This is a genomic window from Candidatus Parvarchaeota archaeon (assembly GCA_016866895.1).
Taxonomy (GTDB): domain Archaea; phylum Micrarchaeota; class Micrarchaeia; order Anstonellales; family VGKX01; genus VGKX01.
Genome location: VGKX01000015.1, coordinates 1 through 12,946, shown reverse-complemented (window position 1 = coordinate 12,946; position 12,946 = coordinate 1). Strand labels below are relative to the sequence as shown.

Here is a 12,946-nt window from a genome sequence, read left to right as displayed (position 1 = left end):
AATCTTGACCTTGCTTGGCGTAAGGAGTATCTTGTCGTTGTCAATCCTTGCAATATCGCCGTTTATTTTTGTCGTGAAGCCTTTTATGCTGTCAATAATGCCCTTGAGCTTGTTTGGCTGCTTGGAAAGCGGCGTTACATTGAGAAGCACTATGTTTTTTGCCTTCAGCTCGTCCATTATCACGGAAACGTCGGCTTCTGACTCAAGTGCAATCGGCTTGACGTAAAAATCAGCAGGTTCGTGCAGCGCATCAACGTTCTCCATTTCAATAGTGTTCATGTATTCTTCAATGTTGATGTCCTTGTTCAAACCAAGCCCTTTTGAAATTTTTTCAAACATTCCCATTCAAACACCCCTGATTAATGCAAAACTAAGCCTCGTGCTAATTAAATGTCGGAAAGGGTTAATAAGGCTTTTCTTATAATGCTTGCCCCCCAAACTTTAGCGCCATCTGCGCGCAAAAAACCAGCAGATTCGGCAAAATGCATTCTGAAAAAACCCCTAAAACAATTCTGCAACAAACGTGTTGAAATGAAATCATTCCTTGACATACTGCAAAAACCCACCTGCTTTGCAGACCGCAACGCGCTCTCGCCGCACTTTGTGCCCCCTGAGCTTCCCTTCAGGGATAGGGAAATAGAAAAGGTCATGCTTTGCGTTTCGCCTGCCCTCAAAGGCGGCAGGCCCAGGAACATCTTCCTCTACGGCAAGACCGGGACAGGCAAAACTGCCTGCGTCAGGCGGGTAATGTCGAAGTTCGAGTCCCTTGGCACAAAGGCCAAATTTGCCTATGTCAACTGCAGGATTTACAACTCACGCTATAAAGTCATGCAAAAGGCGCTCAAGGGTTTTTTGCCGGAGCTTGAGCGGGCGGGGTTTGGCATAACCTTCATGTATGAGAAGATGCTTGAATGGGTTGAGTCGGACGGCAAGTTCCTTGTGCTTGTGCTCGATGAGGTTGACATGGTCAAGGACCTTGACGAGCTGATATACTCCCTCACGCGAGCAAACGACGAGCTTTCTGGAGGCGGCGTCTCGCTTGTAGGCATCTCAAACAACCTGTCATTCAAGGAAAGGCTTGATTCGCGCTCCAAATCCACGCTGTTTGAGACAGAGCTTGTATTTGCTCCCTATAACACGCAGCAGCTTGCGACAATACTCTCCAAGCGCTGCCAGATTGGATTTAAGCAAGGGGTCGTTGAGGACTCGGCAATCAATCTTGCCGCAGCCGCATCGGCGTCCGAAACCGGGGATGCAAGATATGCACTGAGGCTCCTGCTTCGCGCAGGCGAAATTGCTGATGAATCCATAACATCGGCGCAGCAGGCTGCGCTTGCCAAAGTCACTGACAAGCAGGTCAACCTTGCGCGAAAAGCGGTTGACGAGGATGTGGCAAAGGAGACAATTTCCACGCTTCCGGAGCACCAGCAGCTTGTGCTTCTTGCAGTTGCCTCACTGACTCTTGCAGGGGGCAGCAGATATGCGCGCCTTGAGCCTTCGCCCCAGGCCGCAGGCAATGAGAGTTTTCTTTTTTCAGGTGAGGTGTATGAGGAATACTTAAACCTGTGCTCCCTTCAGACACTTGAGCCGCGCACTGCACGGTGGTACCGCGAATATCTGCACGACCTTGAGATGCTTGGCCTTGTGACAATGGTGGAATCCGGCAAAGGAGTCAGGGGGCATACAAGATTTATCAAAATAGGCTTTTCAGCGCAGGAAATCAAGTCAATAATAACCCAGAACCTGTACAACAGGTCGTTTGGCAGGGAAATCTCCCAGGTAGAAGGTGACGGCACATGAAACCAAAAAAAGAGGCGCCAATGCGCAAGCCAGCCAAATTCGCGGCAACCGCAATTTCTTCAAGCAGAGGCGCACAGCCCATTTCTAATTTTATCTTTGAGGCAGGGCAGCTCAAGCGCACGGCAAGGTCCGGCTGGCTGACTATCGGAATTGAAAACCCGGAAAGCGTGGCTGAGCACACGTACAGGGTCTGCATCGTGGGGCTGCTTTTGTCAAGAATGGAGGGACTTGCGCGCCAGCAGGAGCATCAGGTCCTTTTGGGGTGCCTGCTGCACGACGTTTGCGAGACTAGGGTTTCAGACCTCAATAAAATCAACAAAAAATATGTAAGACCGTCAGTTGGGGCTGCAAACAAGAATCTGTTCAGGCCACTTGGCCTGGGCGTTTTGCAGGATTTCGCATCTTCCCAAAAGAATAGGAAAGCCGCAAGGATTGTGCTTGAGGCTGACAGGCTTGAAATGTGCTTTAGCGCACTTGAATACGCGGCGCTTGGGCACAGGCATGCCCTTGATTGGGTTGAATCAGCAAGGGCAGACTTAAAAACAAAATCAGCCAAAATGCTTCTCTGGCAGGCAGAATCCGCAGACCCGTTTGCCTGGGTCTCAAACGCCTCCAAATAGAAAGCAAGAGGCAAAGGCTTGCAAATCCAACATTCTAGGGTGTCTTTCATTACAACCAAACTTGTTTTCGCCTCCATCGCAGGTGTTTTTGCAGCCTTTCTCCTCATAACGGCAGGGTGCATAAACCAGCAGGTTACAACTGCAGACTGCGCAAGTGCGACTGGGGGGGATTTCAACAAGTCAATCTGCTTTCAAAAACAGGCGGTAGGTGTTGCAGTCCTCCATAGCGGCACAGACACGCGGGCGCAGGCGCTTGCCAAATGCAGGCTTGCTCCTGATGAGGATGTGCAAAAAGTCTGCATCAAGTCCATTGCAAGCATACTCAAAGATCCGACTCTGTGCCAGGAAATACCAGATGCCTCGTTTGTGACATCATTTTTCAACATTGATGGCTCAGGGGCGGTAAAGGAAGGCTGCATGAAGGCAGCACAAACTCCAACGCCGCCATGTGTTGTTCCTGCAATCTTAATCCTGTCAATCGGCCTTGCAGCAGCTTTTATCAAAAGAAGCAATAATCAATGAATGCTTCAGACTTCGATTTAGCCTTTTATACAGGCTTATACTAGCGGGCTGTCTATTATTTCAAGTGCCTTCTTGACACTCATTCCCTCCCTAATGCCAAGCTCCTCGGCCCAGCTTGTCATCCCCCTGACTTTTGCCCTGAACACATCGTCAAAGCTTTTTACGTTTGAAACAAAACAGGCAACATCCCCATGCTTTTCAGCCGTCGCCTTGTCAACATAGCCGCAGGCAACATACCCGGCTTTTGCCTTTATGACTATGAGTGGGACGTTGCCAAGGTCAAAGTGCACCCCATTGTAAGTCCTTCCTTCAAAACTCAAGCTCTGTTCCATTTGACCACCACACACAAAGCCTGTGCAATTTTTTCGGTTTAAGGCGTGCCTTGCCGCACCGCCGCTTCCCTGCAATTACACGATTCATGCATCTAGCTAAAGCCCGATCGTTAATTTTGCCATTCCATCTATTACTGTCCCTGCGCTTCTTGGTTTGAATCTTCCTGCTTGCTTTGGCTTTCAGGCTGCACCCCCTGCTGTTGTTGGGTGCCCTGGCCTTCCTGTTTCTGTCCGCTTCCCTGTGCCTGGCTTTGGCTTCCTTGCCCATATGGGTTGTTGTGCCTGTAGCCTCCGCCAGAAGCATACCCCCCCCTCAGGCCGCCAAATGCCTCCCTTCTCTCCTTTGCAGCTGCAGCCTGCCTTTTTTTCTTCTCATAAATCCTCTTGTGCTTGCCGCACGAGGGGCAGTAATGGAATTCCCTGGATATGCTTGTCCGCACATCGTCGGCTGTCCTCAAGTCGGTGCTATATACTGAAGTCCTAAATAGCGTGACTGCCTTGTCCCTTGGAACCCTGCTTCCGCACGAATCGCAATTTACAAGCCGTTCCCTTCCTCTTTTTTTGCTGCCCATATTTTTCACCTTTCTTTAAGACAAATTTCATTATTGACTTATTTTTCAATCTCTGAACCCTATTTTTTCTTTTCAACCACTAATGCAGTCCCAGTCGCTGACAATATAACAACCGCCTCAAAGACATTTGCGGTTTCTATATCAACTCCGACAACTGCATTTGCACCGAGTCTGACTGCGCTGTCCTTTAATCTGTCTATGGCCTCCACCCTGGCTTTTTCTATTTCGGTAGAATATGCAGTTATCTCTCCGCCAAAAGCGCTTTCAATCCCTGCGATTAATCTTCCGCCAACGCCCCTTGAGCGAGCTGTAAGTCCAGTTACAAGTCCAAGGGTTTTTACTATTTTATAGCCCTCGGGCAGTGGCGTGTTCATTATAAGCAATTCGCTTGTCATTCTATCCACTTTTGCTTTTGACTCATAAGGTGCGGCCGCTTCCTGCTAATTCATGGGCTGTTGATTCTACTTTATCCTCACTGCATACTTTCCCGGCATTTTTGCGGAAAGCTTTTTTCCAAGCTCAGAATTCTGGGCGTCAAACACATAAATCTGGCTGTTGAATTTTTCCGTAAGTTCGGTCCCCTGGCATGCAGGGCACGTTCCGCCTTCGCTTACAATATATCTGCAATTCTTGCACGCCTTCATTTTCCCACCCTGGCTTCAAACATTACCTATTCGCCGCGTTTTTGCCTTTTGTCAACCTTCTCCTTTTTCTCCTTTGCCTCTTTGGCAGGCTCATCCTTGCCTGCAGCCTTTTTCCTTGCCTGCACGTCAATCCACTCAATCTTTCCAAGCCCTTCGGGCCTCATGGTAAGCCCTATCTTTGAGTCTGTGCTTGCGCCTTTTATGCTGACTGTCGAGATTTTGGCTGCGACAATGTCCCCTTTCTTCAGGCTCTTCTTGCTTTCCTTGCCTACAAATGCAGGTATCTTTTTGTTATACGTAAGATAATCGTTTGCAATCTGCGACAAGTGCACAAGGCCCTCAAGTGGCCCAAGGCCCAAAAACGCTCCAAACTCCACAAGCTCGCTTACTTCTGCCTCTATTATCTGGTTGATTTGCGGCTTGAATACAAGCGCGTCAAAAGTCACGTCAAAATGCGCGGCCCCATCGCCGGGTATGACAACCCCGTCGCCATGGGCCTTTGCATTCCATATGGCAAGCACCATGCCAATTTCATGGTCCATGCGCCGCTCATACCTGTCGCGCACTATCTGCGCAACCGCGTCAGTCAGCTTCATGCCAAATACTTCAGGGGGAATCCTGACCCTGTCAGAAATGTTTACGACCTGGTACATAAATTTCACCACACCAAATTCAAGCCAGCTTTATTTTGCTGCAGCCTGCCTCTTTTGCAGCACCTTCAAACAATCAATTTAATGCGAAATCTTTTGCATGGGCTAAACTAGGCTTTTATTGCATAAATTTATACATGCCAATCAATATAAACCTGCTTTGGGCCTGGCCGTGCTCCAAACTCTTTGCCTGGTACAAATTTATCCAGACAGAAACATTCCACTAGCCCGCTTCATTTCAACTGAATAAGCAACCCTCTCCTCAAAAACAGCCACTATGCCTTTAGCATGCCCCTGTGCCGGGTGCTTGAAGTTGGAGCTTACTGCCCTGATTGCAGGCACAATGCTTCCAGGAAGCTCAAACCCTTCAATTGCCATAAGCTTCCTGACTGCGTTTATTGCCCCAAAACTCACCAATTCATCATTCCCAAGAATCAGCTTTACAAGCAATTCATCCTTCATCTTGGAAGGATAGTTCGAAGCCTCAAAAGCAAGCATCTGGCCGCTCAGCATCCTCTCACTTTTGCTTCCAGCACTAAGTTTCCAGTTGAGATATGAGCCGAATCTCCTGTGTGTTTTTCCATCCCAAATAATATTTTCAAACATGCCAATTAACTCGTTTTTCCTCTGGCAATCTTGCATTTTTGCCGCAATCTCAAAGACATAAACGGTTTTTTGGATTGACCTTGCCATATATTGTCTGAGTCGCTGGATGTTTCCCCCATTGATAATCTGTGCAATATTTTCTTTCTCAGTTTTCTTCAATTTTGGGCAAATTTCAATGCGCTTCCTTACTTTTTTGATGAACTGGTAAGTTTCCCTAAGCGTTTGCACTGCCTCGCCTTTGCCGCGGCGCATTGTTGCAAGCCTCTGCGCAATGTCTCCAAATGCATAACTCATGTCCTCCTCTTTCAAGGCAAGCAGTTTGAGTCCAGCGCAGGTGCCTGAAAGGGTGGCAGCATCATTGGATGATAAAATCTCCCTGATTTTTGATTTTTCAAGGTCAAAATGGCATGAAGCTGCAAGGAACCTTGCGCACACCTCCCGCACTTGTGCGGTTTGGTTTTTGAGGCCTGCTTCAAAATAGCCTGCCACGCTTGCTGCCCCTTGCGTGCATGCAAGATTGTCAAGTGCCTGTGCCGCCCCCTGCCTTATTCTCTTATTGGCCCCAAATACCTCGCTTTCAACCAGAAGCTTTGCAATCTCAGGCATTGCGGCAATGTCCTGCGCACTAATTTCAGGAACAAGGCCTTTCCCAAGACTTGTTTTCAGTGCACCAAGCACGTTTTCTGTTTCCGCCTGCTTTTTCTTGTGGTCGTTGCTTGCCACTTGAGTGCCAACTGATTTTTTCTCCACAATGCGGTTTTGGCCCCTTTTTTTCTTGTTGCCCAAATTCTCGTTTTTCGGGCCTTTCTCCGTTTCGCCAAAGCCCTGCCGCCATTCTGCCAGGGGTTGTTTAGAAGCCATAAATATCATCAACTATCCTTCTTTCCTATCTTAAAGGACAAAATCGCTCAATCCACATTTATATATATATATATTCCTAAACAATTTTTCCTGCCACTTGCCTTTTTGCTAATTCCAAGTGCAGGATTGGTTAGGCTGTTGTCAGGCTTAAGAAAAAATAAAGGAAAAAAAGAAAACAAAAAAAGAGAAAAGAAGAAGTCGCCGTTTTTCCAACCCATCTAAATCAAGTGCATTGCATACTTGACAAAAAGCCCCACAAACAGTATGGAGACTGTGTTGAGGATTTTTATCAAGGGGTTCAGTGCAGGTCCTGACGTGTCCTTGAGAGGGTCGCCAACAGTGTCGCCCACAACAGCCGCCTTGTGCGCAGCGCTTCCCTTGCCGCCAAGGTTGCCCTGCTCAATGTATTTTTTGGCGTTGTCCCAAGCCCCGCCCGCATTTGACATGAAAACAGCCAAAAACTGCGCGCAAACCAGGGCGCCAACAAGCATTCCGCCAACTGCGGCAGGCCCAAACAACAAACCTATTACAACAGGCGTTGCAACTGCAAGTATCCCTGGCACCATAAGCTCCCCTAGTGCGGCCTGTGTGGAAATGTCAACACATGCCGCATAATCAGGCTTTGCCTTGCCTGCCATTATGCCCTTGATTTGCCTGAACTGCCTTCTAACCTCCTCAATGATTTTCTGCGCCGCCTTGCCAACCGCCATCATTGAGTATGCTGAGAACAGGAACGGCAGGGCGCCACCTATCAAAAGGCCTATTAGGACCGAAGGCTCCATGACGTTGATTATTGGAAGCCCGTTTTGCGCAACCTCAATTCCGGCAGCGCCAATCTTGGCTGCTGCGATGTTGACCTCCTGTGCAAATGCAAGCAAAAGTGCAAGGGCTGCAAGGCCTGCCGAGGCAATTGCAAATCCCTTTGTTGTCGCCTTTGTCGTGTTGCCAACGGCATCAAGCTTGTCAGTCACTTCCCTGACCTTGCCTTCCATGCCTGACATTTCTGCAATGCCCCCTGCATTGTCTGAAACCGGCCCGAAGGTGTCTACTGCGACAATTATGCCTGTCAGCGACAACATCGCCATCACTGCAACCGCAATTCCAAACACGCCGGCAAACTTGAAGGAAAGCAGTATGCCGACAACCACAATCAGGGCAAAAGGCGCAGTGCTTTTAAGCCCTATTGCAAGCCCGGAAATCACGTTTGTGCCAGCCCCAGTGCTTGCGCTTTGCGCAATCTCCTGTACTGGCTTTTGTTTTGTTGAAGTGTAATAGTCAGTTACCCAGACTATGGCAATGGCAACAGCAAGCCCGACAAGGGAAGCCAGAAACACCCCAAACGAAGTTGGCGCGGCCGCGTTCCCCTGCACTTGTTGGCCTATCTCGGGTATTATCGCATTTGATATGAAATAGAACATCACTGCCGCAAGAACGGCTGTTGCGTAAATCCCATTTGAGAGCCCCTGCATCGGGTCCCCCTTTTCACTTGTCCTTACTACAAAACTTCCAACCATGCTTGCAACTATCGCCCCCGCTGCTATCACAAGGGGAAAGACAATGCCTGCCACCCCAAATGTCAGGTTGCCAAGTATCATTGCCGCAATTATCGTAACAACATAAGACTCAAACAAATCAGCTCCCATGCCGGCGCAGTCGCCAACATTGTCACCAACATTATCTGCAATGACTGCGGGGTTTCTCGGGTCGTCTTCTGGGATTCCGGCTTCAACCTTGCCAACAAGGTCGGCCCCAACGTCGGCCCCTTTTGTGAAAATGCCACCGCCAACCCTTGCAAACATTGCAATCAATGAAGCCCCAAAGCCCATGCCTGTAATCATCTGCAGTATGGCCGATGACGATTCGGCTGCAGCAGCTCCAAGGCCTGGAAATATTCCGGCACCAAGCGCCCAGGCGTAGGCAAACCAAAGCAGGCTGATTGCACTTAGGCCAAGGCCGACAACAGACAAGCCCATGACCATTCCGGACCTGAAGGAGAGTTTCAACGCCTCGTTAAGCCCCTTTGCGGCTGCCTGCGCGGTCCTCACGTTTGCCTGCGTTGTAATGTCCATGCCTATGTATCCAGCTATTGCCGATGCAACGGCTCCGACAAGAAAAGAGACTGCCGTCGGGTACCAGATTGGGTCGACTAGCGCCCCAAGCACAAGAAACACGATGAAAATTAGCGCAGCGAATTTTGCCACTGTGGAGTTTTGCCTTTTCAGGTATGCCATTGCCCCCGTGCGTATTGCATCTGCAATTTCATTCATTTTGGCATTGCCGCGCTTTTGCCGCCTGACATCCAGATACAAATAGGCTGCGGCCCCCATTGAAAACAAGCCGGCCATTAGTGCCACTAATTGTAATGCGAAAGTCTCCATCAGATGCACCTCACCACGCTATAATACGAATGCAGCAAGCATTTTTTCTCTCAGGGTATTAAATAGTATCGGAAGACCAATGCCGGAAAACCAAACTCAGCCCCCCGCCCCATTGTCAAACTTAACAAATATATTTCTCGAACTTGCGATGCGCACAACAATCACAAAGCACAAATTAAATCGGGGCCGCCGCCCGATTCAGTGCTCCTCAAGCACCTTTTTTGCACCAATAACTCCACTTGTGTTTGCCTGCGTTTTTGCCTGAATTGTAAAACTCTTTCTTGCAAGAGCCTCCCTGTTTCTGGCGGCTATCCCGACGCTTTTTCCTGCCCCGCCGACAAATTCCTCAAAACTCATTGCATGTATTAAATTGCAGCCACCGGGCTTGCCTGTGTATTGTTGAACAAGCCCACCAACAACTTCATCTATGCCCCGGGCAATTTTTTCCACATCTTTTGCCCACTGCTTGCCCCTCGCGCCCCTTTTCGCTATCACCAAAAGCCTTGCTATCCTTGCGGTTCCAATGCCTTTTGACTCGCTTAAAACCATCTTGAGCAGGCGTTCTTTTCCAAAGTCGCTTTCCCTCAACAGTCCGGCTTCAATAAATTCAAACACCTGCTTTCCCATTATCGCGCTCAATCCAGTCCCAGCCTCGCCAATGCCGTCCATTATTCCAGCCAAATCCGCCTTTCCATTTTTTGCAAATGAAACAAGTTTGCATGTTTTTCTCTCACGCACCCAATTATCCGCAAGCAGCCTGCTTATCTTATAAGCCGCACCACCGTCAGCTGTCTTTTCCAGTCCTGCAAGAAGGTTCTTTTCCGCAAAACCAATTCCAATGCCCTCCATTAGCAAGCCCTCCAAGACTTCCGCAACTCTCTTAAGGCTCACTCCGTCTGCCTCGTATAGGGCAAGGCTGGCTATGGCTTGCAGCCTTGGGCCAAGCTTCTCAACATCGCTTTCTCTGGCTGCGATTTTTTCAGCCGGTGTCGGGTAATATTCATACACTCCAGTATCAAGGCCAACTGTCGATTTTCCTGCGACATCAAAAATTAGTTTCACCCTTGCGCCAGGGGCTTTTCCAAGCATCAACCTCTCAAACAGGCTTTTTGAGATGCTTGAATTCCTCATCCTGACTGTGCCTTCAGCTGAAAAATACAATGGAATTTTTGCTGTCATGCCGCGCTCAACTGCCAAACTGGTTTTCCTAAACACCGCTCAATACACATTTATATTTGTTTTGCGACAAATCATCGTCACAAGCCCGCAAATAACTTAAGACACTGTCCGCAGGAGCTTAACTTCCAACACAGCTATTGCCATTAAAAAATCTTGACTGCTAACACTTGCATTCTGGAAACAAACCTTTTTCCGGATTTATTTTCGCAATTTTTTTGCAGCGGAAGATTAGATGGCAGAATTGAAACGAACTCCCCTATTTGAGATACACAAGTCCCTAGGTGCAAAGCTTGTTGACTTTGGCGGCTGGGAGATGCCGGTCCAGTACTCAGGAATATTGGAAGAGCACGTGGCAGTAAGGGCTTCGGTTGGCATATTTGACGTTTCGCACATGGGCGAGGTGACTGCAAAGGGGCCGCAGGCAATGGCCTTTGTGCAAAACCTTGTGACAAACGACATATCAAAGGCAGCGGACGGCCAATGCGTCTATTCCCCTATGTGCAACCCACGCGCTGGGATAGTTGATGACCTTCTTGTTTACAAAAAATCCAACGACGACTTGTTTATAGTTGTCAATGCCTCAAACACCGAAAAAGACTTTGCCTGGATGCAACAAAACGGCCTGGGTGCAGAACTGAAAAACATCAGCGACAAAACCGGGGAAATTGCGCTCCAGGGGCCAAAAGCGCAAGGCACGCTGCAAAAAATTACCGATTTCGACCTTGCCGCACTGAAATACTTCAGGTTCTCCCAAATGAATGTGGCGGGCATCAATGCACTTGTCTCAAGGACAGGCTATACAGGGGAGGACGGGTTTGAGATTTACTGCGCCAGTGAAGACACGGAAAAAATCTGGGGCGCGCTTATGGAAGCCGGGGCAGAGTTTGCAATAAAACCATGCGGCCTTGGCGCGCGCGACACGCTGCGCCTAGAGGCTGGCCTCATGCTTTATGGGAACGACATTACGGATGATGTAACTCCCTACGAGGCGCCGCTCAAGTGGACAGTCAAGCCAGACAAAGGCGACTTTATTGGCAAATCCGCATTGCTTGCACAAAAACCCAAGCGCAAACTTGTCGGTTTTGAGCTTCTTGAGAGGGCAGTGCCAAGGCACGGAAATGAGCTCTATGTAAATGGCGAAAAGTTTGACCTTGTCACAAGCGGCACGTTTTCGCCAACACTAAAAAAGCCCATTGGCTTTTGCTTTGTGCCGGTTGATATGCCGGACGGGTCACAAGTCGAGATAAAAATCCGGGACAGGCTTTACGCGGCCAAAACCTGCAGCCACAGGTTTTTGGCGAAAAAACAGTAGCAAGAAATCAAAAAACAAATCACGCATAGAATCACGCCAAAACAAGCCAACTGCAAACAAAAACAACACGCAACAAAAACAACACGCAACAAAAACAACACGCAACAAAAACAACACGCAACAAAAACAACACGCAACAAAAACAACACGCAACAAAAACAACACGCAAACAAACAGTACTAATATCTAACAAGTACTATTACTATTATTCAACTTCCAATTTTACCATCTACTCTATCCTATCAAGTTATAATTATTCAATTCCTGAAAAAATCCTGGAAAACCTGGAAAACTGTCTGTGTGGGTCGGGGCATTTGAAATTCACAAAAGAGCACGAATGGGTCGAAATCAAAGACGGCCTGGCGATTGTGGGGATTACTGACTACGCCCAGCATTCTCTTGGCGACATCGTTTCAATTGAGCTCCCTAAAACAGGCTCAACAATAAAGCAAGGCCAGTCGCTTGGGGTTGTTGACAGCATGAAGGCAAGCAGCGATGTCTATTCGCCTGTTTCAGGCGAAGTTGTTGAAATCAACAAGGAGCTTGAGTCCAATCCCCAGTGGCTTAACGAGTCGCCGCAGGAAAAAGGTTGGATGGCAAAAATCAGGCTAGCCAACCCTGCCGAGTTTGATGCGCTTATGAGTGAAGAGGAGTATAAAAATTACACTGGAGGGCTTGGCAAATGAACTTCGTTCCCCTCACTGATTCTGACAAGCAGCAGATGCTTCTTAGGATTGGTGCGCCAAGTGCAGAGCAGCTGCTTTCAGACATGCAGCCAAAACTCGAAAGGCCACTTGCCTTGCCCCCTGCGCTAAGTGAAATGGAAGTTTCAAATCTGGTGCGCTCAATTTCCGAGAAAAACAGGGTTTTGAAGTGCTTCAGGGGCGCAGGCAGCTATGCGCACTATGTCCCTTCGACTGTGGGCCAGCTTCTTTTAAGAGGGGAATTTTTCACAGCGTATACTCCCTATCAGCCTGAAGTGAGCCAGGGCACGCTGCAGGCAATCTACGAGTTCCAGACACTGATTTGCCAGCTTACCTGCATGGAGGCTGCAAACGCAAGCATGTATGACTGCGCAACTGCGATAGCCGATGCGGTGATAATTGCAAGGGCGGCAAACGGGCGCAAGGAAATTTTCGTTGCAGGCAAACTCAATCCGCAGTACCGGGCCACGCTTGATACTTACGCGGCGGCAGGCAATTTTGAGTTTTCGCAAACAGTTGGCCAGAACACCACATGTGTTGTTGTCCAGAACCCGGATTATCATGGCAACATTCTTGATTTGGCACCGCTTGAAAAGCAGGCGCACGAGGCAGGCGCGCTTTTGATTGTTGCCGTCCCAGACCCAACCTGCCTTGCGGTAATGCGCCCACCTGGGGAGTTTGGGGCTGACATTGTGGTTGGCGAGCTTCAGGCACTGGGCAATGGGATGAACTTTGGCGGCCCTACGGGGGGCTTTATGGCAATAAA

Annotated in this window: 15 protein-coding genes; 6 read left to right on the top strand and 9 right to left on the bottom strand. The window is 48.8% G+C overall.

Translation table 11 applies throughout. The features are described from left to right. Positions 1-345, bottom strand: a 345-nt coding sequence (locus tag FJZ26_01280; protein ID MBM3229039.1) for a cell division protein SepF, incomplete at its 3' end; no start/stop codon positions are given. A gap of 45 nt (positions 346-390) precedes the next feature. Between FJZ26_01280 and FJZ26_01275 the strand changes: the two genes are divergently transcribed. From FJZ26_01275 to FJZ26_01265, 3 genes are read left to right on the top strand one after another with little or no spacing between them, the layout of a single operon-like run. Continuing rightward, positions 391-1,800 carry a hypothetical protein gene (locus FJZ26_01275; protein ID MBM3229038.1) on the top strand — a complete coding sequence of 470 codons (1,410 nt, stop codon included), beginning with the start codon at positions 391-393 and terminating at the stop codon, positions 1,798-1,800. Continuing rightward, a complete protein-coding gene (locus FJZ26_01270; GenBank protein ID MBM3229037.1) occupies positions 1,797-2,420 on the top strand; it encodes an HD domain-containing protein in 624 nt (207 codons plus the stop codon). The genes FJZ26_01275 and FJZ26_01270 overlap by 4 nt, the downstream gene beginning before the upstream one ends. A gap of 18 nt (positions 2,421-2,438) precedes the next feature. Then, entirely contained in the window at positions 2,439-2,942 is a 504-nt protein-coding gene (locus FJZ26_01265) for a hypothetical protein (protein ID MBM3229036.1), read from the top strand. A gap of 35 nt (positions 2,943-2,977) precedes the next feature. Here the strand turns inward: FJZ26_01265 and FJZ26_01260 are convergent, their stop codons facing one another. The 8 genes from FJZ26_01260 to FJZ26_01225 form a co-directional block, all read right to left on the bottom strand. Continuing rightward, positions 2,978-3,274, bottom strand: a complete 297-nt coding sequence (locus tag FJZ26_01260; protein ID MBM3229035.1) for a DUF1805 domain-containing protein — start codon at positions 3,272-3,274, stop codon at positions 2,978-2,980. Positions 3,275-3,405: 131 nt separating this feature from the next. Further along, positions 3,406-3,846 carry a hypothetical protein gene (locus tag FJZ26_01255; GenBank protein MBM3229034.1) on the bottom strand — a complete coding sequence of 147 codons (441 nt, stop codon included), beginning with the start codon at positions 3,844-3,846 and terminating at the stop codon, positions 3,406-3,408. Positions 3,847-3,905: 59 nt separating this feature from the next. Then, positions 3,906-4,241 carry a YbjQ family protein gene (locus FJZ26_01250; protein ID MBM3229033.1) on the bottom strand — a complete coding sequence of 112 codons (336 nt, stop codon included), beginning with the start codon at positions 4,239-4,241 and terminating at the stop codon, positions 3,906-3,908. A 66-nt stretch (positions 4,242-4,307) separates the two neighbouring features. Then, positions 4,308-4,490, bottom strand: a complete 183-nt coding sequence (locus tag FJZ26_01245; protein MBM3229032.1) for a transcription elongation factor Spt4 — start codon at positions 4,488-4,490, stop codon at positions 4,308-4,310. A 26-nt stretch (positions 4,491-4,516) separates the two neighbouring features. Then, positions 4,517-5,143, bottom strand: a complete 627-nt coding sequence (locus tag FJZ26_01240) for a DNA-directed RNA polymerase (protein MBM3229031.1) — start codon at positions 5,141-5,143, stop codon at positions 4,517-4,519. Positions 5,144-5,341: 198 nt separating this feature from the next. Continuing rightward, a complete protein-coding gene (locus FJZ26_01235; protein ID MBM3229030.1) occupies positions 5,342-6,607 on the bottom strand; it encodes a hypothetical protein in 1,266 nt (421 codons plus the stop codon). A gap of 218 nt (positions 6,608-6,825) precedes the next feature. Beyond that, a complete protein-coding gene (locus tag FJZ26_01230) occupies positions 6,826-8,985 on the bottom strand; it encodes a sodium-translocating pyrophosphatase (protein MBM3229029.1) in 2,160 nt (719 codons plus the stop codon). A 198-nt stretch (positions 8,986-9,183) separates the two neighbouring features. Then, complete coding sequence (locus tag FJZ26_01225) at positions 9,184-10,164, bottom strand: hypothetical protein (GenBank protein ID MBM3229028.1); 981 nt, start codon at positions 10,162-10,164, stop codon at positions 9,184-9,186. A 232-nt stretch (positions 10,165-10,396) separates the two neighbouring features. On the opposite strand from FJZ26_01225, the gene gcvT reads away from it, so the two are divergent. The 3 genes from gcvT to FJZ26_01210 form a co-directional block, all read left to right on the top strand. After that, complete coding sequence (gene gcvT, locus FJZ26_01220; GenBank protein MBM3229027.1) at positions 10,397-11,476, top strand: glycine cleavage system aminomethyltransferase GcvT; 1,080 nt, start codon at positions 10,397-10,399, stop codon at positions 11,474-11,476. A gap of 314 nt (positions 11,477-11,790) precedes the next feature. Beyond that, positions 11,791-12,162 carry a glycine cleavage system protein GcvH gene (gene gcvH / locus FJZ26_01215; protein MBM3229026.1) on the top strand — a complete coding sequence of 124 codons (372 nt, stop codon included), beginning with the start codon at positions 11,791-11,793 and terminating at the stop codon, positions 12,160-12,162. After that, a partial coding sequence (locus FJZ26_01210) for a glycine dehydrogenase (protein ID MBM3229025.1) occupies positions 12,159-12,946 on the top strand: 788 nt, incomplete at its 3' end. The genes gcvH and FJZ26_01210, both read left to right, overlap by 4 nt.